Annotated in this window: 16 protein-coding genes and 2 pseudogenes; 14 read left to right on the plus strand and 4 right to left on the minus strand. The window is 62.6% G+C overall.

What is annotated here, in order from left to right:
- Positions 1–6 precede the first annotated feature (6 nt).
- The 3 genes from MAQ5080_RS14095 to MAQ5080_RS14105 all read right to left on the minus strand — a co-directional run bounded on the left by MAQ5080_RS14095 (position 7) and on the right by MAQ5080_RS14105 (position 2,796).
- Positions 7–1,122, minus strand: coding sequence for an efflux RND transporter periplasmic adaptor subunit (locus MAQ5080_RS14095; RefSeq protein ID WP_003821159.1), 1,116 nt, complete (start codon positions 1,120–1,122; stop codon positions 7–9).
- The gene (locus tag MAQ5080_RS17615; protein ID WP_231870844.1) at positions 1,119–1,325 is read right to left on the minus strand and encodes a hypothetical protein; all 207 of its coding nucleotides are present in this window, start codon (positions 1,323–1,325) and stop codon (positions 1,119–1,121) included. Before MAQ5080_RS17615 ends, MAQ5080_RS14095 begins: the two co-directional genes overlap by 4 nt.
- Before the next feature lie 379 nt (positions 1,326–1,704).
- A complete protein-coding gene (locus MAQ5080_RS14105) occupies positions 1,705–2,796 on the minus strand; it encodes a TolC family protein (protein ID WP_017642566.1) in 1,092 nt (363 codons plus the stop codon).
- Between the two features lie 519 nt (positions 2,797–3,315).
- Between MAQ5080_RS14105 and MAQ5080_RS14110 the strand changes: the two genes are divergently transcribed.
- From MAQ5080_RS14110 to MAQ5080_RS14160, 13 genes and pseudogenes are all read left to right on the plus strand, one after another.
- Entirely contained in the window at positions 3,316–3,573 is a 258-nt protein-coding gene (locus MAQ5080_RS14110) for a metal-sensing transcriptional repressor (RefSeq protein WP_003821156.1), read from the plus strand.
- Positions 3,574–3,582: 9 nt separating this feature from the next.
- Entirely contained in the window at positions 3,583–4,893 is a 1,311-nt protein-coding gene (locus MAQ5080_RS14115; protein WP_003821155.1) for an MFS transporter, read from the plus strand.
- Positions 4,894–5,026: 133 nt separating this feature from the next.
- The gene (locus MAQ5080_RS14120; protein ID WP_003821153.1) at positions 5,027–6,049 is read left to right on the plus strand and encodes a cation diffusion facilitator family transporter; all 1,023 of its coding nucleotides are present in this window, start codon (positions 5,027–5,029) and stop codon (positions 6,047–6,049) included.
- 43 nt (positions 6,050–6,092) lie between these two features.
- Complete coding sequence (locus MAQ5080_RS14125; RefSeq protein ID WP_003821152.1) at positions 6,093–6,470, plus strand: ArsR/SmtB family transcription factor; 378 nt, start codon at positions 6,093–6,095, stop codon at positions 6,468–6,470.
- A gap of 229 nt (positions 6,471–6,699) precedes the next feature.
- On the plus strand, positions 6,700–7,269 hold the full coding sequence (locus MAQ5080_RS14130; RefSeq protein WP_003821150.1) for a DUF4148 domain-containing protein: 570 nt from the start codon (positions 6,700–6,702) through the stop codon (positions 7,267–7,269).
- 166 nt (positions 7,270–7,435) lie between these two features.
- Positions 7,436–7,660 (plus strand): annotated as a pseudogene (locus MAQ5080_RS17780) (cation transporter); the annotation flags it as partial.
- Positions 7,661–7,736: 76 nt separating this feature from the next.
- On the plus strand, positions 7,737–10,151 hold the full coding sequence (locus MAQ5080_RS14135) for a heavy metal translocating P-type ATPase (protein ID WP_231870843.1): 2,415 nt from the start codon (positions 7,737–7,739) through the stop codon (positions 10,149–10,151).
- 234 nt (positions 10,152–10,385) lie between these two features.
- A pseudogene (locus tag MAQ5080_RS14140) lies at positions 10,386–11,108 on the plus strand (efflux RND transporter periplasmic adaptor subunit); the annotation flags it as partial.
- Between the two features lie 16 nt (positions 11,109–11,124).
- Positions 11,125–11,568 (plus strand): efflux RND transporter periplasmic adaptor subunit, encoded by a 444-nt coding sequence (locus tag MAQ5080_RS17785; protein WP_497706741.1) that lies wholly within the window; start codon positions 11,125–11,127, stop codon positions 11,566–11,568.
- Positions 11,565–14,741, plus strand: a complete 3,177-nt coding sequence (locus tag MAQ5080_RS14145; protein WP_012614062.1) for an efflux RND transporter permease subunit — start codon at positions 11,565–11,567, stop codon at positions 14,739–14,741. The genes MAQ5080_RS17785 and MAQ5080_RS14145 overlap by 4 nt, the downstream gene beginning before the upstream one ends.
- Before the next feature lie 20 nt (positions 14,742–14,761).
- On the plus strand, positions 14,762–16,267 hold the full coding sequence (locus tag MAQ5080_RS14150; protein WP_003821143.1) for an efflux transporter outer membrane subunit: 1,506 nt from the start codon (positions 14,762–14,764) through the stop codon (positions 16,265–16,267).
- 49 nt (positions 16,268–16,316) lie between these two features.
- Positions 16,317–16,703: a MerR family transcriptional regulator gene (locus MAQ5080_RS14155; RefSeq protein ID WP_015912830.1), complete on the plus strand. Its 387-nt coding sequence runs from the start codon at positions 16,317–16,319 to the stop codon at positions 16,701–16,703.
- A 79-nt stretch (positions 16,704–16,782) separates the two neighbouring features.
- The gene (locus tag MAQ5080_RS14160; protein ID WP_049285968.1) at positions 16,783–17,964 is read left to right on the plus strand and encodes an MFS transporter; all 1,182 of its coding nucleotides are present in this window, start codon (positions 16,783–16,785) and stop codon (positions 17,962–17,964) included.
- Positions 17,965–18,127: 163 nt separating this feature from the next.
- Here MAQ5080_RS14160 and MAQ5080_RS14165 read toward each other — a convergent pair whose 3' ends face one another.
- The gene (locus tag MAQ5080_RS14165) at positions 18,128–18,700 is read right to left on the minus strand and encodes a TetR/AcrR family transcriptional regulator (RefSeq protein WP_017638772.1); all 573 of its coding nucleotides are present in this window, start codon (positions 18,698–18,700) and stop codon (positions 18,128–18,130) included.
- 122 nt (positions 18,701–18,822) lie between these two features.
- Between MAQ5080_RS14165 and merA the strand changes: the two genes are divergently transcribed.
- The gene (gene merA / locus MAQ5080_RS14170) at positions 18,823–20,277 is read left to right on the plus strand and encodes a mercury(II) reductase (RefSeq protein WP_003821139.1); all 1,455 of its coding nucleotides are present in this window, start codon (positions 18,823–18,825) and stop codon (positions 20,275–20,277) included.
- Positions 20,278–20,577 lie beyond the last annotated feature (300 nt).

Here is a 20,577-nt window from a genome sequence, read left to right on the forward strand (position 1 = left end):
TGCCCCTCAACGAACTTGATTGATCAGGGACGCGCCCTCGACAACCACGCGGTCGCCGTCCGCCAGGCCCGAAGTGACAGCGATGGATGCACCATCCAAAGGAGTGATGTTCACGACACGCGGCTCGAAGCGCTCGGCCTGGTCTTTGACCCAGACGATGTTCTGGTTGGCAGGGTTCTTCATCAGCGCACCGGAAGGCACGCGGTAGCCAGGTACCGTCGTCGCCTCTTGCACGAAGACCACCACCGGCATACCGACCGCCAAGCGCGAGAGGCTTTCGCTGGTGCCCTTGAACAGCATGGGCAGGGCCTGCTCGCGCAGGCTGCTGGCGGCACCGACGAAGCTCAGCGGCACCTTCTGACCGCCTACTGCGAGTGCAGCACCGGCCAGGTTCTGTGCCATTGCCGGATCGTAGGCAAGCGCCTCGATGCGCAGTTGGGTCGGATCGACCACCTCAAACACCAGTTCGCGCGCATCCACGACCTGCCCGGCAACTGCGGGGCTGGATGCGATGACGCCGCTGACTGGGGCCTTCAGTACGTCCCTGCCGGCGAGGCCCCCGCTCAAGGCGCGGGCGCGTTCGGTCAGGCTGTTCACTTCGCTTTCGGCTGCTTCGATCTCCTTGCGGGGCACGGTCTCCGACAGCTCGCGCAGCCGGGCCAAGCGCTTCTGCGCGAGCGCTTGGCCCGCACGCAGCTCGGCAACCTGGGCCATCTGGCCTGAGCGCTCCAGCACACCGCTGGCCGGTTCGATGTAAGCCAGCACCTGGCCCTTGCGCACGGATTGGCCGATCTGCGGCAGACCATCCGGCCCGGGCACCAGCCGGCCCATTACCATTGCCTGGACCTTGCCGCCTGTCGTCGGGTCCATGATTACTTTGCCAGCCAGTTCATGGCTGCGGGCCAAGGGCTCCTGCTTGATCAGCTGGGTGCGTACACCGATCTGACGTTGCGACGGTTTCGGAAGAAACACGCTGCCATCAGGCTGGCGCTGGGGGCCATTGGAAGACGCAGCCGGCGCTTCGTCGCCGTGGTCATGGCCGTCGTGAGCGAACGCGGGAGCAGCCAGAGCCAATGCAGCCGCCATGGCCGTCGTCATTAGGAAACGGAAGTTGCGCTTCATGCTGCACCTCGCAGTGCACCGTTGGTGCGTGTACGTCTGCGCAGCGCCCACGCTAGGACACCGACGCCGAGGACTGCGGCACCGCCACCTAGTACGACCACACGGCCGGATGCGACGGCATGCTCGTGTTCGGCGTCTTCGCTATGAACATCGAGAACGCCCGTCAACAGGTCCGATTGGCCCTGCGCAGTAATAGTGGCCATGATTGAGGTCTCGCCATCGGATAGCGGCTCAGTCAGATCGGCCTCGAACTCTCCAACCCCGTGTGAGCTGACCTTTACCTGTTGACCACCCAGCTCGAGGGTCAGCTCGCCATCGGTCACCGGCCGGTTGTCGGCAGCATGGTCGAGGTAGAGTGTGAGACGCTGGCCGTTCAGCACACCCACCAGTTCGAAGTCATCGGAAACTGCGGCAAAGCGCGGAAGCGCGGCCGCTGCGGGGGCAGGAGCGGCTTCGCCATGGTCATGGCCGTCGCCGGCCCACGTTGCGCTACTGCCAAGCAGGAGGCTGGACAAGGCAGCTGCACGCCAGAAAGAGGATTGCGACATTTCTAAGGTTCCAGGATGGTTGAGCGCGCGCCGATCAGCGCGTGCCGGAGATGTCAGTGAAAGTCTCGGTCGGCTGCGGCAGCGTGCCTTGTGCCTGCAACAGGGACGAGATGGCCGCGGCATGCTCCACCTTGGCGAGCAGCGCCGCGCGCTCGGCCTCGGTGGCCTCCTGCTCGATGCGAAGGCGTGTCGGCATGTCCGTCTCGCCCATCGCGAACGACTTTTGGTAGAAGGTGCGCGTTTGTTGGGCTAGTCGCTGGCGCTCCGAAGCGGCCTGCATCTGGGTGCTGGTTGCCAGTTCGCGCGATTGGGCAGTTCGAATTTCCGAGAGTAGCCGGGTGCGCTGGGCCGCGAGTGCCGACTCAGCCTCCAGTGCCTGCGCATTGGCGCTGGACAATTGCTCGGTATGACGGCTACCCGTACCGAAGGGAATGCGCACACCCACCGTGATCGTCTGGTTGTAGCGTTCGCCGTAGCCGCCCCGATCCCGCGTGGTCGCCAGGGTCAGTTCGGGGTTGGCGTACTTCTGATGGGACACCAGTTCCGCAGAGCGGCGGGCCGCCAGCGCCTTGTGCTGCAGTTCCAGCAGCGCAGGGTGGTTACCCAACAACGCGCCGGACGGCTGTGCCGATGCCGGTTGAACTCGGACACCTGACTGCTCCGGCTGCGCGGAATCGGCCTGCGACGGGATACTCTCGATGCCGGTCAGTGCCAACAACGCCTCGCGCTGCGTGATTTCTTCGGCCTGAGCAATGGCCAGGGCACTACGAGCCGACGCCAAGGCGCCATCGGCCTGGTTTCTGTCGGCTTGCGCCAGGTCGCCCGCGCGAACCCGGCGAGCCACATCTTGCGCCAACTCGTCCGCGCTGCGGGTGCGATCCTGCGCCGCCACCAATTCGGCCTGGGCACGCTGCCATGCCCACCATGCCTGGCGAACCTGTCCGGCCGTGCGTAGCTTGGCGGCCAGCATCCGGCTGGATAGCGCGAGGCTTTCCGCGTCCGCCCAGCGTGCCGACGAGGCGCGCTCACCAGGCATCCAAAGGGGAATAGCCACCCCGACTTCATATTCGCGCTGTCCGTTGCGGTTGTTGAACCGATCAGTTTTGGTGGAGGCTTCCAGCGCCATCGGACCTGCCACCCAACTGCCGGCCGTCTCTTGGCGTGCTTGGGCGGCCTGCTGCCAGGCGCCTTCTCCAGCGGCTTCTGGCTGCCGCTGCCAAGCTGACTCCCACAATTGGGCGACCATGTGGCTGTCTGGTCTGGATGGGACGTGAGGGGCGGCTACTGGCTGGGCTAGCACGGTGCCGGCCCAAAGCGTGGATACCGCCCATATCCATCCCTTGCGTATGTCTTTGCGAAGCATTCAATTCTCCATCGGTGTTGCATCAGTACTTACCCCCGGCTGGGTGTTCTCTTTCCGAGCAAGTGCTTGTCGTTGAAAAGCCACTGTTCACTGGCTTAGATATGAACAATTGTATATCTATTCATATGAATGGGAAAGAAAACCTTACATCCTTTGAGCACCAATCGCCTTAGAGAGGGCGTCGGGCGCAAGACATCGAGAGGCGAGGTGGGGCTAATCCACTGCGCAAACAGCTATGCAGACTCCTTGAGCATATCCCCCGGGGGGGGATATGATTGCTGCATGAAAGAGATGCACAAGCACACCAGCCACCCAGATCTCGTGAAACGGCTCAAGCGCGCCGAGGGTCATCTGCGACACGTCATCGGGATGATCGAAGGAGAAGAAACCTGCCTGGACATCGCTCGCCAGCTCGCTGCGGTGGAGAGCGCCGTCACAGCGGCCAAGCGCGTCCTGATCCATGACCACATCGACCACTGCCTATCTCATGATGAGGACTCCGTTCTAGCCGAAATGAAGGCGCTAACCAGACTGCTCTGAGGTCTCTCGATGCTCTCCGTCCTAAAGAACCGCACCTACCGCCACCTGTTCACCGCGCAGGTGATCGCACTCGTCGGCACAGGCCTGATGACGGTAGCGCTCGGCCTACTTGCCTACGAGCTGGCCGGGGCCGATGCAGGTGCGGTGCTCGGGTCGGCGCTGGCTATCAAGATGCTGGCCTATGTGGGAGTCGCTCCAGTCGCACAGGCCTTCGCCGACCAGTTCCCGCGACGGTCATTGCTCGTAGCGCTGGACCTGGTACGAGCGGTTGTCGCGATCTGTTTGCCCTTTGTCACCGAGGTCTGGCAGATCTATCTGCTGATCTTTGTCCTGCAAGCGGCATCCGCCGGCTTCACGCCGACTTTCCAAGCCACTATCCCGGACATCCTTCCCGATGAAGAGGACTACACGAAGGCGCTGTCGCTGTCCCGGCTGGCCTATGACCTGGAAAGCCTGATTTCCCCGATGCTGGCTGCTGCGCTGCTGACCGTCATCAGCTTTCACAACCTGTTCGCGGGAACAGTGCTCGGTTTCCTCGTTTCAGCCGCGCTCGTGGTCAGCGTGCGGTTGCCCACAACTATTCCCGGACCGCGCCGCGGCATTTGGGATCGCACGACCCGCGGCACACGCATCTATCTCGCTACGCCACGCCTGCGGGGCCTGCTGGCGATCAGCTTGGCCGTCTCGGCGGCGGGCGCCATGGTGATCGTGAACACGGTGGTTCTCGTGAAGGCGCGCTTTGGCCTAGGCGAGGTCGAAGTGGCGTCGGCACTGGCGGCATTCGGAGGCGGTTCGATGGTGGCAGCCTTCGTTCTGCCATCCTTACTGGAAAAGGTGGCCGACCGAACCGCGATGCTCACCGGCGCTACCGTACTGGTCGTGGGCACGGGGATCGGCGCACTGCTGCCGAGCTATGCATTGTTGCTGCCGCTGTGGTTGATCATCGGCTTTGGCTACAGCGTGGCGCAAACGCCATCCGGCCGTCTTCTGCGCCGCTCGGCCCATGCCGAGGACCGTCCTGCGATCTTCGCGGCACACTTCGCGCTGTCGCACGCCTGTTGGCTCATCTGCTACCCACTTGCCGGCCGCTTCGGCGCGGTCATGGGCTTGCCATCGACCTTCATTGTCATGTCCCTGGTCGGCTTGGCCGGCGTGGCGCTGACGCTCTGGCTGTGGCCGGCCAGCGACCCTTCTGACGTGGCGCATGACCACCCCAGCTTGCCGCCGGATCACCCTCATTTACGCACACACGCAGACCAAGGCAGGCACCATCACCAGCTGATTCTGGATGACCTGCACCGTATCTGGCCGAAAGGATAGGCACATTTTCTCGTTGCGGCATCACAACGCATGGCTTCGGAGGCTGAGAAGGGTGAGCGAAAATATATCACATGAACACATATTTATGTGTTATATTTCGCCATAGTCAAACACTCAACCAGCAGAGGCGCCCATGTCCCAATCCAATGCACATGACCATGGTCACGACCATGATCACGACCACACCCCCACAGTGACGAGCGCCAACGAGCGCAAGGTTCTGGTTTCCTTCTTCCTGATCTTCGGCTTCATGCTCGTGGAAGCTGTCGGCGGCGTGCTGTCGGGCTCGCTAGCCCTACTTGCCGATGCTGGCCACATGCTGACCGACGCCGTGGCACTTGCCCTGGCTTACGCTGCCTTCCGATTCGGTCGCCGCGCAGCCGACAGCAAACGCACATTCGGTTACCTGCGCTTCGAGGTCATCGCCGGCTTCCTGAACGCCGTGACCCTGTTCGCGATCGTCGCATGGATCGCCTACGAGGCGTGGGAGCGGCTGCAGGCGCCGCCCGTCATCCTCGCCGGCCCGATGATGATCGTCGCCGTGCTCGGCTTACTGATCAACGTCCTCGTGCTGTGGATCATGACCCGCGGCGAAACCGATCACGTCAATGTGAAAGGTGCCATCCTCCACGTGATGGGTGACCTGCTCGGCTCTGTCGGCGCCATCGTTGCAGCGATCGTCATCTACTTCACCGGCTGGACTCCGATCGACCCCATCCTGTCGGTTCTAGTAGCGGCGTTGATTCTGCGCAGCGCCTGGAAGCTCCTGGCCAAGTCGATCCATATCCTGTTGGAGGGTGCGCCAGAGGACGCTTCGCCGGAAAAGGTGGAACAAGGCCTGATGAGCACTGTGCCCGGCCTGGCGGCTGTCAGCCATGTTCACGTGTGGCAACTCACTTCCGGTCGCACGATGGCCACGCTACACGTTCGACCCAACGTGGACGAGGAGGCGCGAGCTGTGGTCAAGCGCGTCGAGGCGGTGCTGCGAGAGCAGTTCAGCATCGAACACGCCACAGTCGGAATCGACTGGAACTCGGAGGCTGACGAGAACATCTGCAGCCTGCAACCCACGACAGGCCGTCAGGACCACAGCGGCCACGACCACAGTGAGCACAATCATGACCATGACCACTCCGCTCCCGGTCACAAGCATTGAGGCCGTGCTAGACGGTTCGCAGTTCACTTGAGGGTTTGAATCCATGACATCCCGCAAAACCACCAGCGCCGCTATTGTGCAATGTTCGACCTCTAACCACGGCACGACCACTGATGTCCTCGCACTATCGCAAAGTGACGTCGCTGTTCTGGCAGAGACCTTCCGCCTGCTGGGCGACCAATCGCGATTGAAAATCCTGTTGCAGTGCATGCGCGGATCGGTCGCAGTGGGCGACATTGCTGGCTCGCTAGACCTGTCGCAGTCCTTGGTCAGCCATCACCTGCGCCTGTTGCGCGGCGCGCGCCTCGTGCGCGGCGAGCGCCAAGCCAAGCACATCTTCTACGGCATTGCCGACCAGCACGTCAGCCAGGTACTCCAGGACATGGCGGTTCACATTTCGGAGGACAGACACGACGATTGACTGAACATGTGAGTGCGCGCCGGCCTACGCCTTCAAGGGGTAGGCTTTTTTTGGCTATTAATCTAGAGAGACACCGGCGCGCCTTGCTGAATGCCTAGAAGACCCCAAGCAAAAAGCACTCTAAAAATAAACACTTGAACATATCTTCATGTGTGTTATTATTTGTCTACGGGGTATCCGAAAGGCGTAAGGACCACGCCATTATTTTTAACGTCAAGGAGTATTGACCATGTCCAAGAAAATTCGCTTTGCTGTTCTGCTTTCCGCACTTTTTGCTGCTGGAGTAAACGCTCAACCGTTCGCCGCAGATATGACACGGCAACAGGTCCAGGAGGATCTGGCTGCTTGGAGGCAATCTGGGTTGGAAGCGTTGTCTCGCGGCGAAAGCGGCCCGGATACGTTCAGCCCTCAATACCAGGCTGCCTTTCAGCGCTACTTGCAATTGACCCAAGGTGATATGTATCAGGCGCCCTCAGCAGGAAAGACTCGTGCTGAAGTGATGGCTGATTTGGAACTGTGGAAAATCTCCGGCATGCACGCGTTCACCTCGCGCGGAATCACCACCGCTTCGCACACCCAAGCCTACCAACAAGCCTACGAGAGCTATCTCCAGCTCAAGCTGGGTGCGGCTTACAAGGCTCCGGTGGCATTGACTCGTGCTCAAGTAAAGAGTGATTTGGCAGATTGGCAGGTTGCGGGAATGGCTGGATTCTGGGCTGGTGAGCAGACGCCTGATACCTATAGTGATGCCTACCGCACCGCATTTGAAACCTACCAGATGCTGCGCAACAAAAAATGACTTAATGGCAGCTGCATAAAGCAGCGGTCGGATGGTTCAGCCAGAAAGAGATTCTTTCTTTTTTTTGAATAAACATACAAACAAGTGTTCATTTGTTTGCATAACATTCCGATCGCTGATTTGTGCGTCCTGCCACGGCGATTACTCAGAGAACCAGGAGATTGATATGTCTTTGGAAACATTGGACGGCACAGGAGCGCAGGACGAACAACTGGGCTTTCGGGTCGAAGGTATGGATTGCGCCAGTTGCGTCGGCAAGATTGAAACAGCGCTTGGTCGAATTGATGGCGTATCAAATGTACAGGTTAATTTTACAAATGAGACGCTGACGTTGACGCGCAGCACAAGTAGCCGAAATACTGCACGCGACATTGCCAAGAAAATCCGGTCCCTGGGCTTCGACGTGCAGGCACTGCCCGCGTCCGAAATGTCCGCAGCACCTGCACCGTGCCATGCGGCCCACGCGCATGACCACGCCGGCTGCGGCGGCCACCATGACCATGGGCATGCCCACGACCACGGGCACGATCATTCGCACGGCAAAGCGTGCGGTGATGACCATGGGCATGGCCATGCTCACGGCCATGCCCATGCCCATGACCACGGTCACGATCACGGGGCCTGCAGCGGGCATGACCATGCGCCGGCCTCTGCCTCCCGTGGAGCACCCAGCACGCCCCCCCAACGTGTCCATGCGCGTCGAGGGCATGGACTGCGCCAGTTGCGTCGGCAAGATCGAAACGGCGCTCGCTCGCATGGATGGCGTGTCCGATGCCCGCATAAACTTCACCGCAGAAACGCTGGAATTGACGCTCGCGTCTGGCGGCCCCACGCAGCTCGGCCACATCGAGAAGACCATCAAGAGCCTGGGCTTCGGCGTCTCCGACGTGCGCCGCCATGATGGCTCAGCACCCGCGGCCCCAGCAGCAGCATCGACGGCGCGCCATCAGCGCTGGTGGCAGACGAAGAAAGGCAAGCACGTGCTGGGCCTGGGCGGCCTGATGGGCTCGGCCTACGCGATCGCGCAGTTCGTTCCTGGCTACGCTGAATGGATCTTCGCCGCTGCGGTGATCGCGGGCGTGCTGCCGTTCGCTCGCAAAGCCTTCGCGCTGGCTGTGTCAGGCTCGCCGTTCTCTATCGAAACGCTGATGGTCGTCGCCTCGCTGGGCGCGCTCGTGATAGGCGAGGCCGAGGAAGCTGCTGCCGTGGTGTTCCTGTTCGCGATCGGCGAGCTGCTGGAAAGCGTGGCCGCCGGCCGCGCGCGCGCCGGCATCAAGGCGCTGGCCTCCCTGGTGCCTAAGACGGCGGTACTGCTCGATGCCGCGGGCGGGCAGCGCGAAGTGCCCGCCGCTTCCCTGCGCGTGAGCGACCGCGTGCTGGTGCGCCCTGGTGACCGGGTGCCTGCGGACGGCAAGATCCTCCGCGGTGAAAGCAGCCTGGACGAGTCGCCTATCACCGGCGAGTCCGTACCGCGTCAAAAGGCTATCGGTGCCGACGTGTTCGCCGGCTCCATCAACGTCGATGGCGTGCTCGAAGTACAAGTCGAGAAGACGGCATCGGACAACACCATTTCTCGCATCATCCAACTGGTGGAGCAGGCGCAGTCCTCCAAGGCGCCCACGGCTCGCTTCATCGAAAAGTTCAGCCGCTACTACACCCCTGCCGTCATGGCCATCGCGGCGTTGATCGTGGTGGTTCCGCCACTTGCCATGGGTGGCGACTGGGGTACCTGGCTGTACCGCGGCCTCGCACTGCTGTTGATTGCCTGCCCATGTGCGCTGGTGCTCTCCACACCGGCGGCCATCGCCTCGGGCCTTGCGGTGGCCACGCGACGGGGCCTGCTGATCAAGGGTGGCAACGCGTTGGAAACCATCGGCCGCGTGCGCGCCATTGCCTTCGACAAGACTGGCACGCTGACCGAGGGCAAGCCGCGCATCACCGAGGTCCTGCCCTTCGGGCTGTTCAAGCATCAACAGGTCCTTGCGCTTGCCGCCGCTGTCGAGTCCGGCTCAAACCATCCCTTGGCGAAGGCCATTGTCGCCCATGCCAAGAGCCTGGACGTGGCGATTCCCCAGGCCACGGGCGCATCGGCCATTGCCGGCAAGGCGGTGCGCGCCACCGTGAACGGCAGTGCGCTCGCTGTCGGATCGCCCGCCCATGCGGAACAGACGGCCACGCTGACAGCCGCGCACCGCAGGGAAATCGACAAGCTGGAGGATGGCGGCAAGACCGTGGTGGTCCTGTTCGACGAAGCCAGCAAGAACGTTCTGGGCCTGCTGGCCCTGCGCGACGAGCCCCGCCGCGACGCGCGCGAAGGCGTGGCCCAGCTCAACGCCATGGGCGTGCGCTCGGTCATGCTGACCGGCGACAACCGCCGCACCGCGCAGGCGATCGCCGGCAAGCTGGGCATCGAGTGGGAGGCCGAGCTGCTGCCGCAGGACAAGCTGCGCTTGGTCAACGAGATGAAGCGTGATGCCAAGGTGGCGATGGTCGGCGACGGCATCAACGACGCGCCGGCCCTGGCGACCGCCGACGTGGGTATCGCCATGGGCGGCGGCACGGACGTGGCGCTGGAAACCGCCGATGCCGCGCTGCTCAAGAGCCGCGTCACGGACGTGGCCCACCTGGTGGCCCTGTCGCGGGCGACGATGGCCAACATTCACCAAAACGTCGTATTCGCCATTGGCCTCAAGGGCTTGTTCCTGGTCACCACCGTGTTGGGTATCACCGGCTTGTGGGTTGCCGTGCTGGCCGACACCGGCGCCACGGCCCTGGTCACGCTGAACGCACTGCGCCTGCTGCGCTTCAAGGGCGCGCCGGAGGCCAACCACGGCGACGACGCCGGGCGTCCCACCACCTTGTCCGTGCCGTCTGCCCGCTGAGGCAACAAGAGGGCTTGACCTTGCCGTCGTTGTAACGCCTAGCCTCCACACAAATGTCTGCAGAGCGCTTCGGAAGGGCCGGAGTCCTGCATCCAAGAAAGGGTCACTTCCATGCGTAAAAAAATCAGAATCATTGTGGTGGCAGGCGTCATCGCAGCCGTCGGGGGGATAGCGATCGCTGCCCGCGACGCCAAGGACGAGGGCAAGGCCGCGGCGCCCCCGGCGGGCGCGCCGATGGCGCCGCAGGTGCCCGTGGCCGAGGTCATTACCCGCACGGTCGCGCCATCGGCCGAGTACACCGGCTTCCTGGCCGCGCCCAAGACCGTCGAGCTGCGCTCGCGGGTCGGCGGCGCCGTCGATGCGGTGAGCGTTCCCGAAGGTAGCCTCGTGCGCAAGGGCCAACTGCTGTTCCAGATCGACCCGAGGCCGTTCCAGGTTGCGCTCGACACGGCCGTGGCGCAACTGCGTCAGGCCGAGGTGCTGGCCAGCCAGGCCCAGGCCGACTTTGACCGCGCCGAGCGCCTGGTGGCGACCGGCGCCGTCGCGCGCAAGACCTATGACGATGCCGCCTCCGCACGCAACGCGCGCCAGGCTCAGGTGCAGGCGGCTAAGGCCGCCGTTGCTGCGGCTCAGCTGGACCTGTCCTACGCCCGCGTCACTGCGCCCATCGCCGGGCGCGTCGACCGCGTGCTCGTGACCGAGGGCAACTTGGTCAGCGGTGGCGGCGCCGGCGCGGCCACGCTGCTGACCACGATCGTATCCATCGACCCGTTGCACGTGTACTTCGACATTGATGAGGCCACCTATCTCAACGTCGTCAGCCGCTCGCGGCCCGCTGCGGGCGCCGGTAGCAAGGCTTCGCTGCCCGTGCAGGTCGGGCTGACCACGGACAAGGGTTTCCCGCACAGGGGCGCGCTCGACTTCGTGGGCAACACCATTGACCGAAGCACCGGCACGATCCGCGCGCGCCGTTGTGCCCAACCCGGATGGGCGCATGGCACCCGGCATGTTCGCCCGGGCCAAGCTGTCCACCGGCGCGGCGCGCGAGGCCGTCCTGATCGACGATCAGGCCGTGGGCACCGACCAAGGGCGCAACTACGTGCTGGTCGTGGGCGAGAACAACCAGGCCCAGTACCGGCCCATCGAACTGGGGCCGGTGGTGGACGGGCTGCGCGTCATCAACGGCGGCCTGCAGGCCGGTGAGAAGATCATCATCAAGGGCCTCGTGCGCCCCGGCATGGCGGTCACGCCGCGCATGGTGCCCATGCAGGCGCCCGCGGCACCGGCCGCCGGCGCGACCGGCGCGACCAAGGCTGCGGCAAACGCTCCGGCTCCCGCTGCGGCGCCTGCCAAGGCCGGTGGCGCGGACCCCGCCAAGGCTGACGGCGCGGCCGGCTCGGCGGAGGCCCGCAAATGAATTTCCCCCGCTTCTTCATCAACCGGCCGATCTTCGCCATCGTCCTGTCGGTGCTGATGCTGATCGCGGGCGCGATCAGCTATTTCCAGCTCCCCCTGAGCGAGTACCCCCAGGTCACGCCGCCGACGGTGCAGGTCACCGCCAGCTATCCCGGCGCCAACCCGCAGGTGATCGCCGACACCGTGGCATCGCCGCTGGAGCAGGCGGTCAACGGCGTGGAAGGCATGATGTACATGCAGTCCCAGATGTCCACGGACGGGCGGATGGTGCTGACCATCTCGTTCGAGCAGCACATCGACCCCGACGTCGCGCAGATCCAGGTGCAGAACCGCGTCTCACGCGCGCTGCCCCGGTTGCCGCCCGAGGTCCAGCGCATCGGCGTGGTCACCGACAAGACCGCGCCCGATATTCTCATGGTGGTGCATATGCTCTCGCCGGGGGACCGCTACGACCCGCTGTACGTGTCCAACTACGCGATGCTCAACGTGCGCGACGAACTGGCGCGCCTGCCGGGCATCGCCAACGTGATCATCGGCGGTGAAGGCGAGTACGCAATGCGCGTCTGGCTCGACCCCGAGAAGGTCGCATCGCGGGGCATGACCGCCAGCGATGTGGTCGCCGCCATCCGCGAGCAGAACGTGCAGGTCGCAGCCGGCTCGATCGGCCAGCAGCCGAATGCGTCGGCCGCCTTCCAGGTCAGCGTCAATGCGCTGGGGCGCCTGACCACCGAAGAGCAGTTCGGCGACATCGTGATCAAGGCCGGCGCCAACGGCCAGGTGACCCGCCTGCGCGACGTCGCACGCCTGGAACTGGGCTCGGACAACTACACCATGCGCGGCCAGCTCGACGGCGAGAACGCGGTCGGCCTGCAAATCCTGATGACGCCCGGCTCCAATGCCCTGGACACGTCCAGCGCGGTGCGCGCGACGATGGAGCGGCTGCAGGCCAAGTTCCCCGAAGGCATCGAGTACAAGATCGCCTACGACCCCACAGTCTTCGTGCGCGCCTCGCTCCAGTCCGTCGCCGTCACGCTGCTGGAGGCCATCCTCCTGGTGGTGATCGTGGTGGTGCTGTTCCTGCAATCTTGGCGCGCGTCGATCATTCCACTGATCGCCGTGCCGGTCTCGCTGGTCGGCACGTTCGCGGTGATGCACATGTTCGGCTTCTCGCTGAACACGCTGTCGCTGTTTGGCCTCGTGCTCTCCATCGGCATCGTGGTGGATGACGCCATCGTGGTGGTGGAGAACGTGGAGCGCCACATGGCGCTGGGCGAATCGCCCAAGGATGCGGCGCGCAAGGCGATGGATGAAGTGACTGGCCCGATCCTGGCCATCACCTCGGTGCTGGCAGCGGTCTTCATCCCCTCGGCGTTCCTGTCGGGGCTGCAGGGCGAGTTCTATCGCCAGTTCGCGCTGACCATCGCGTTCTCGACCATCCTGTCGGCGATCAACTCGCTTACGCTGTCGCCAGCGCTGGCCGCCATCCTGCTCAAGCCGCACCACGGCGCGGCCAAGCCCGATCGTCTCACGCGCATCATCGACGGCGTGTTCGGCGGCTTCTTCCGCCGCTTCAACCGCTTCTTCGATCGCGCCTCGAATTCCTACGTCGGGGGCGTGCGCCGCGCGGTGCGCGGCAGCGCCATCGTGCTGCTGCTCTACGTCGGCTTCCTGGGCCTGACCTGGCTGGGCTTCCACAAGGTGCCTGCGGGCTTCGTGCCGGCCCAGGACAAGTACTATCTCGTGGGCATCGCCCAGCTTCCGACCGGCGCCTCGCTGGATCGCACCGAGGCGGTCGTCAAGGAGATGACCAAGATCGCACTGGCTGAGCCGGGCGTCGAGAGCGTGGTGGCCTTCCCGGGCCTGTCGGTCAATGGACCGGTGAACCAGCCGAACACCGCGCTGATGTTCGCCATGCTCAAGCCCTTCGATGAGCGCAAGGACCCGTCGCTGTCGGCCTTCGCCATCCAGGGCAAGCTCATGGGCAAGTTCAGCCAGATCCCGGACGGCTTCGTTGGCATCTTCCCGCCGCCGCCGGTGCCGGGCCTGGGTTCGATGGGCGGCTTCAAGCTGCAGATCGAGGACCGGGCGGGCCTGGGTCCCGAGGCGCTTGCGCAGGCACAGGGCCAGATCATGGGCAAGGCCATGCAGGCGCCCGAGCTGGCGAACATGCTCGCCAGCTTCCAGACCAATGCGCCGCAGTTGCAGGTGGACATCGACCGGGTGAAGGCCAAGTCGCAGGGCGTATCGCTGACCGAGGTGTTCGACACCCTGCAGGTCAACCTTGGCTCGCTCTACGTCAACGACTTCAACCGCTTCGGTCGCACCTACCGGGTCATGGCCCAGGCCGATGCGCAGTTCCGCATGCAGGCTGAGGACATAGGCATGCTCAAGGTGCGCAATGCAGCGGGCGACATGATCCCGCTGAGCGCGATCGCGACCATCGAGCGCAGTTCCGGCCCCGACCGGGTGATGCATTACAACGGCTTTCCCTCGGCCGACATCAGCGGCGGGCCAGCGCCGGGCTACTCGTCCGGCCAGGCCACCGCCGCGATTGAGAAGATCGTGAGCGAATCGCTGCCGGACGGTATGACCTACGAATGGACGGACCTGACTTTCCAGGAAAAACGGGTTGGCAACACGGCGATCTACATCTTCGCGCTGGCGGTGCTGCTCGCCTTCCTGTTCCTGGCGGCCCAGTACAACAGTTGGTCGCTGCCGTTCGCTGTGCTGCTGATTGCACCCATGGCGCTGCTCTCGGCGATCGCCGGCGTCTGGCTCTCTGGGGGCGACAACAACATCTTCACGCAGATCGGTTTCGTGGTGCTGGTCGGCCTGGCTGCCAAGAACGCGATCCTGATCGTGGAGTTCGCCCGCGCGAAGGAAAGCGAAGGGGCCGATCCGCTGGCAGCCGTGCTCGAAGCCGCGCGCTTGCGGCTGCGCCCGATCTTGATGACGTCGTTCGCCTTCATCGCTGGCGTGGTGCCGCTGGTGCTGGCCAGCGGTGCGGGCGCCGAGATGCGCCACGCCATGGGCATCGCGGTGTTCGCCGGCATGCTGGGCGTGACGGTATTCGGCCTGGTGCTGACGCCGGTGTTCTACGTTGTGGTGCGCAAGCTGGCGCTGCGCCGCGAAGCGCGCCATGCCCGTGGCGGCATGACCGACCAGCACGCATGACGGCCAGGAGGACATACGACATGAAAACATCTTTCGCATTCACACGACCCGCCAGGACGCTGGCGCCGCTCGCCCTCGCGGCGGCGCTGGCTGGCTGCTCCATGGCACCGAAGTATGACCGGCCCGCAGCGCCGATCGACACGGCCTATCCCTCGGGCGCGGCCTATGTGGAACTGGCGGCCGCGACGCCCGACGACGCGATCACGGCCGAGATCGGTTGGCGGGACTTCTTCCGCGACCCGCTGCTGCAGCAGTTGATCGGCATTTCGCTGGAGAACAACCGCGACATGCACAAAGCCGCGCTCAACGTGGAGGCGGCTCAGGCGCTGTACCGTATCCAGCGTGCCGAGATGCTGCCGAACCTGGGCGTTTCCGCCCGCGGCGCGTCAGAGCGCGTACCGGCCGACCTCAGTACCACGGGGCAAAGCGACGTGCTCCGGCGCTACGACGTGGCCGGGGTGACGGCCGCCTGGGAGCTGGACCTGTGGGGCCGCATCCGCAGCCTCAACGACCGGGCGCTGGCGTCCTACCTGGCCCTCGACGAGACCCGCATCGCCACGCAGATGAGCCTGGTGTCCGAGGTGGCCAGCGCCTACCTCACGCTGCGCGCCGACCAGGAACTGCTGCGCCTGACGAGCGACACCCTCGCCACACAGAAGCGCTCCTATGACCTGACCACCCAACTGGTGGAAGCGGGAAATTCCACGCAGCTCGACCTGCGCCGCGCGGAGATCGCGCTGCGCACCGCCGAGGCCAACCGCGCCGCCTACACGCGGCAGGCGGCCAAGGACCGCAACGCGCTGGTGCTGCTGCTGGGCCAGCCGCTGACGCCGGAGCTGTCCCGGCAGCTTGACGAGGCCGTGGCGCTGCCGGACGACATCGTGCCGACCGACCTGCCGAGCGGCCTGCCGTCCGAACTGCTCGCGCGTCGGCCGGACATCCGCGCCGCCGAGCAGATGCTGATCGGCGCCAACGCCAACATCGGCGCGGCGCGGGCCGCGTTCTTCCCGACGATTAGCCTCACGGGCTCGGCGGGCACGGCCAGCGCTTCGCTGGACGGCCTGTTCGATTCGGGCTCGCGGGCCTGGAGCTTCCTGCCGCAGATCACGCTGCCCATCTTCCGCGGCGGCGCGTTGCGAGCCAATCTGGACGTGGCACAGGTACAAAAGAGGATCGAAATCGCCAACTACGAGAAGTCTATCCAGGCGGCCTTTGCTGAGGTGGCTGACGGCTTGGCGGGCAAGCGCACGCTTGATGAGCAGATCCGCTCGGAGCAGCTCCTGGTAGCGGCTAGCCAGAAAGCCTACCAACTAGCCGAGCAACGCTTCCAGGAAGGCGTGGACGACAACCTCACCTTGCTCGATGCGCAACGCACACAGTACGGTGCGCAGCAGACCCTGGTGCGCACGCGCCTGACGCGGCTGAACAACCTCATCCACCTCTACAAGGCGCTGGGTGGCGGCTGGACTGAGCACACGGTGCAATCGGGCGCCACCGGGCAACCATCCGCCCGGTCGCCGGGATAAGGGCTATGCGCAACGGCGGCGTTCCCCATCGTTGCGCACGGAGAACCGGATGAGGATCGGTGAACTTGCGCGCTTGACGGGCACCCCCCCGGAGAACATTCGGTTCTACGAGCGGGAGGGCCTGTTGCAAGCCCCGGAGCGGTCACGCAACAACTATCGGCGCTATGGCCCGGCCCATGTCGAACGGCTTCACCTGATTCGCAACTACCGTGCCTCGGGAATCGGCCTGGATGACGTGCGCCGCCTACTGGGTTGGGCACATGAGGGGTTCCTGGAACCTGAGCTGCTAAGGCAGGCTGTCCAAGGCCATCTCGCCTGTGTTGAGGAACGCATGGAGCAACTGATCCAGGTGAAAGAGCACCTGCTCGCATTGGCCCTGCACGGTGCTGCTTCCGCCGGGGCTTCCGAGGATGGACCGGCTCGCGATGGTTCGTGAGCATCGCATGTCCATATAACTGAATATATATTCATGCGTGTAATATTTCCGGCCAGACAAACGAATAAGAAAGACGCCCATGACCGACCAGAGCATCACGCGCCGAAACATCGGCGTTCTCACCGCCGCGCAGGCGCTCGGCGGCGCCAGCGCGCCCATCGTGATGTCGCTGGGTGGGCTGGTCGGCCAGCAGCTTGCCAAGAATTCGGCCTGGATCACCTTGCCCGTGAGTCTGTTCGGCCTGGGTCTTGCCATCGGCACCTTGCCTGCCGCCTTCATCATGCGGCGCCATGGCCGCCGCAACGGATACGTGGTGGGGGTCGGCTTCGGCGTGGCCTCGGGCCTGATCGCCGCGTTGGGCATCATGCTGGCCTCGTTCTGGATCTTCTGCGCCGGCACCTTCCTGGCGGGCTTCTACGGCGCGTATGTGCAGAGCTACCGCTTCGCAGCCGCCGACACCGCCGAGGACGCGCTTAAGGCCAAGGCCATTTCCTGGGTCATGGTGGGCGGTCTCGCGGGCGCCATCATCGGGCCGCAGTTGGTGATCTTCACGCGCGATGCGGTAGCGGGCACGCCCTACGTTGGCAGCTTCCTCAGCCAGGCGCTGCTGCCGCTGATCGCCTTGCCGATCCTGCTGATGCTGCGCACGCCGAGCCAGACCCAGGCCGAAGCAGTCGCCGATAGCGGTCGGACGGTGCTGCAGCTCTTGGCGATGCCGCGCTATCTGCTGGCCGTGGCTGCGGGCGTGGTGTCCTATGGGGTGATGGCGTTCGTGATGACGGCCGCGCCGGTGGCGATGGTCAACCACGGGCATTCGGTGGACAACGCCGCCCTAGGAATACAGTGGCACCTGCTGGCGATGTTCGGGCCGAGCTTCTTCACCGGGCGACTGATGGTGCGCTACGGCAAGGAGCGCGTGACCGCCGTCGGCATGGTGCTGCTCGCCGCCTCCGGGGTGGTGGCCCTGGGCGGGCTCGGCCTGTCCCACTTCTGGGGCTCGCTGGCGCTGTTGGGCATCGGCTGGAATTTGAGTTTCATCGGCGCCACGGCGATGGTCACCGACTGCCACACCCCGGCCGAGCGGGGCAAGGCGCAGGGCATGAACGACTTCTTCGTCTTCGCCGCCACGGCGGCCGTGTCGTTCCTCGCGGGGTCGATCCTGCACAGCTCGGGCTGGCAAGCGGTCAACTGGATGATCTTCCCGGCCTTGGCGCTGATCTTGGTGCCGCTGCTGTGGCAGGGGCGGTACGGTTGCAACTGACTTGACTTGGGGCATTGATCGAGGACTGGAAGCCGATAAGTGGCCCGTTCCGGCACTACACGACTTGTCTCCACTGCTGAAACTTCGGAAAGCTACTTTGCCGTTCCACCTTTATTGATGGTCAAAGAGTTGTATGGACAGATGAATTTAGTTAGTTAGTTAGTTAGTTAGATTTATCAAGAAGCAGTTTAACCACGGCTTTGGCTTTGCGAGCAGCGTGCAGATCTCCAAGAACGTGAGCCTGAATAATCGCCCCTTCAAGCAACATAGCAATTGTTTCAGAGATTTGAACTATCGATTCTCTGGACGTTATGACAAGTGAAGTGTGGTGTGTGATCCATCGCAGCATAGCCTCTTTGTTTCGGGCGCAAAGCTTATGTATATCATGATCCGGATTGCTGAATTCGGCGCTGACATTAATGAAATAACAACCCAAGAAAAGTGGCTTGGATTGATCGAGACCCTGAAACAGATCGTCAAAAGCATCAAGCATGGCATACAAGGCGTCCCTACCTGGCGTCGCTTCGTGCAAACGCAAATCGAGCCAAGAGAAATACTGCTGATCACAATATTCGACGGTCGCAGCAATTAGATCTTCCTTGCTGGAGAAATGGTTATATAGCGTTTTCTTGGCAATGCCGGACTCTTCAAGTACCCGATTGATGCCAACAGCATGAATGCCGTACTTATAAAAAAGGTTAAAGGCAGTTGCGACTAACTGTTCTTTTTTGTCCATGATGTTATTCATCGTTGTGAGGATTCATACGCGACATGTTGACACAAGGAGACAGGGTTGTCTACAATCCCTCAAGGAGACCGATCTGTCTCTTTCTTTGCAATTTCCTTGAGGCTTCTTTTATGAACACGACAACAGCGGCTTCCGCACAACAGCCCTCCGTCATCTATGATCTAGTCACGATAGGTTCCGGTTCGGCGGCTAGAGCCGCAGCGAACGAAGCACGTAGGCTCGACAAAACAGTCGCCATGATCGAACAGGGGTTGGCAGGAGGGACCTGTCTCAATGTAGGATGCGTTCCTTCAAAGACGTTGCTTGCGGCGGCTTCTGCTCGCATGTCTGCTGCGCATGGGAAGTTCCCAGGTATAGCGACCTCGGCCGGGCCTGTCGACTTGTCTTTGCTTGTCAGAGATAAAGATCAAATGATCGGGCACTTCCGGCAGTCTTTCCATGTACAAGCACCCAAGGATGCAGGTATTGCGGTATTTCGCGGCAAGGCGACCTTTGTAGCGTCAGATGAGCCAGATATCGTAGCGCTCGTCGTCGCGGACTCAGACGGAAACACAAACCTGGTGTACGCCAAGCAGGTACTGATCGCCAGTGGGGCAGCGCCATTCATTCCTTCCATTCCTGGCCTCAGTGAGGTGGACTTTCTCACTTCCGGCTCGGCCATGTCCCTTGAGCAGGTGCCTGAGTCCATGCTGGTCGTCGGCGGCAATGCGATCGGTCTGGAGCAAGGTCAATTGTTCGCTCGACTGGGCAGCAAGGTTGAAGTGGTCGAGATAGCTCCTCGAATTGCACCGTTCGAGGATCCCGCGATTTCTGCGGCACTGGAGCAGGCGCTGTCAGCGGAGGGCATCATGTTCCATACTGGCGCCAATCTGACAAACGTCGTACCACACGAGAGCGGGGTGCTTGCAACTGTCGTCGCCGAAGGACGTACTCAGCAAATTTTCGCCCATAAGATTCTCATAGCGACGGGGCGCCGTCCGGCAACTGAAGGACTCAACTTGGATGCTGTCAATGTGTCCAGGGGCGATCGAGGCGAAATAATTGTGGACGAACATCTGCGAACCTCAAATCCTCGCATCTGGGCAGCGGGCGATGTCACTGGTATGGCTCAATTAGTGTATGTCGCTAGTGCGCAGGGGACCGTGGCCGCGAGCAATGCTCTGGGCAACGAGCCTCGGTCCCTAGACTACACCGCCTTGCCCCGCGTCATTTTCACGTCGCCCGAGATGGCTGCTGTCGGCATGACTCCTATGCAGGCTGAGGCGGCCCAAATTGCCTATGATGTTCGTGAAATTCCGGTTTCCTTTGTTCTACGTGCTATTGTAAGTCGTCACGACAAAGGGATAATCAAGATGATATCCGAGCGTGAGACAGGAAGGATTCTGGGTATTCATATGGTAGGCGAATCTGCTGGAGAGGTTATTGCAGCTGCAACCTATATTATCTCCGCAGGACTTACGGTTGACCAACTTGCAAAACAGTGGTCTCCGTACTTCACTATGGCGGAGTCGCTTAAAAACGTAGCAAGCAGTGCGCCAACTTTGGAAGATTCGGCTAATGGCTAAATCTTATTATTACTATGCGCTTAAATTTCAAGGGATCGTTTCAGGGTAAAGTTTCCTGATGTGAGCATGTTTGAGTTTTTTGCTATGGCGGGATCGCTCAATGGGCTTCCCGCCTTTTTTGTGGTGAATCATTAAAGAATTTGCCGATCTTGAATATATGCATAAAAACTCAGGGGGTGCCGTTCAGTCTGTTGACGAGAAAGATAGGATTCTTTTACTGAGAAATTCCCGTCAGAACTTCAATTTATCTTCTCTAAATTTGAAAGGTTGTCAGGCAATTCATGCGCGATGAGTAGACAC

The organism is Marinomonas aquimarina (genome assembly GCF_900089755.1).
In the GTDB taxonomy this organism is placed as follows: Bacteria; Pseudomonadota; Gammaproteobacteria; order Pseudomonadales; family Marinomonadaceae; genus Marinomonas; species Marinomonas aquimarina.

Bases quoted from the DNA above. Each gene is read 5' to 3' on its own strand.
- MAQ5080_RS14095 (WP_003821159.1), bottom strand. From the start codon at position 1,122: ATGAAGCGCAACTTCCGTTTCCTAATGACGACGGCCATGGCGGCTGCA.
- MAQ5080_RS17615 (WP_231870844.1), bottom strand. From the start codon at position 1,325: ATGGCCACTATTACTGCGCAGGGCCAATCGGACCTGTTGACGGGCGTT.
- MAQ5080_RS14105 (WP_017642566.1), bottom strand. From the start codon at position 2,796: ATGGCGCTGGAAGCCTCCACCAAAACTGATCGGTTCAACAACCGCAAC.
- MAQ5080_RS14110 (WP_003821156.1), top strand. From the start codon at position 3,316: ATGAAAGAGATGCACAAGCACACCAGCCACCCAGATCTCGTGAAACGG.
- MAQ5080_RS14115 (WP_003821155.1), top strand. From the start codon at position 3,583: ATGCTCTCCGTCCTAAAGAACCGCACCTACCGCCACCTGTTCACCGCG.
- MAQ5080_RS14120 (WP_003821153.1), top strand. From the start codon at position 5,027: ATGTCCCAATCCAATGCACATGACCATGGTCACGACCATGATCACGAC.
- MAQ5080_RS14125 (WP_003821152.1), top strand. From the start codon at position 6,093: ATGACATCCCGCAAAACCACCAGCGCCGCTATTGTGCAATGTTCGACC.
- MAQ5080_RS14130 (WP_003821150.1), top strand. From the start codon at position 6,700: ATGTCCAAGAAAATTCGCTTTGCTGTTCTGCTTTCCGCACTTTTTGCT.
- MAQ5080_RS14135 (WP_231870843.1), top strand. From the start codon at position 7,737: ATGACCACGCCGGCTGCGGCGGCCACCATGACCATGGGCATGCCCACG.
- MAQ5080_RS14145 (WP_012614062.1), top strand. From the start codon at position 11,565: ATGAATTTCCCCCGCTTCTTCATCAACCGGCCGATCTTCGCCATCGTC.
- MAQ5080_RS14150 (WP_003821143.1), top strand. From the start codon at position 14,762: ATGAAAACATCTTTCGCATTCACACGACCCGCCAGGACGCTGGCGCCG.
- MAQ5080_RS14155 (WP_015912830.1), top strand. From the start codon at position 16,317: ATGAGGATCGGTGAACTTGCGCGCTTGACGGGCACCCCCCCGGAGAAC.
- MAQ5080_RS14160 (WP_049285968.1), top strand. From the start codon at position 16,783: ATGACCGACCAGAGCATCACGCGCCGAAACATCGGCGTTCTCACCGCC.
- MAQ5080_RS14165 (WP_017638772.1), bottom strand. From the start codon at position 18,700: ATGGACAAAAAAGAACAGTTAGTCGCAACTGCCTTTAACCTTTTTTAT.
- merA (WP_003821139.1), top strand. From the start codon at position 18,823: ATGAACACGACAACAGCGGCTTCCGCACAACAGCCCTCCGTCATCTAT.